This is a genomic window from Salinisphaera sp. Q1T1-3 (assembly GCF_003602005.1).
GTDB lineage: Bacteria > Pseudomonadota > Gammaproteobacteria > Nevskiales > Salinisphaeraceae > Salinisphaera.
Map to the genome: position 1 here is coordinate 1 of NZ_QZWD01000052.1, position 397 is coordinate 397.

The following is a 397-nucleotide window of genomic DNA, read 5'->3' on the forward strand; positions in this document are numbered from 1 at the left end:
CTTCCTGATTATAACCAGTAAAACACATAATTGCGACTACAGCATTAATTCCATTTGGTAATTCTGTATTATCAAAATACGTATCTGTGCGATTGTATACAAGAGGTTTTTGAGGATAACACAACACATTAGCAGCAGTGTCCATTCGTTCATGAAAGTTTGTAGTATACACCCCCATTGCTTGTTTTCCCATTGCAGCCTGGTATGTATTACGAGGAGCTTGATTATGGTCAGGGAATGGAATAAGACTTGCCATTGTTCCAAGAATTGTGCAAGGGTGAATTTCCATATGTGTATAACGAACTCCTTCTTTTCCCATATTAGGCCCAAGCAATATCATTGCGCTATTTGCTTCATTCGGGTCAACATAATCAATCCAAGACTCTTGGCGCTTACC

The 397-nt window shown here is 39.0% G+C and carries 1 pseudogene; it reads right to left on the reverse strand.

From position 1 onward, the window contains the following. Positions 1-397, reverse strand: a pseudogene (locus D3260_RS17395) (DNA-directed RNA polymerase subunit B); the annotation flags it as partial.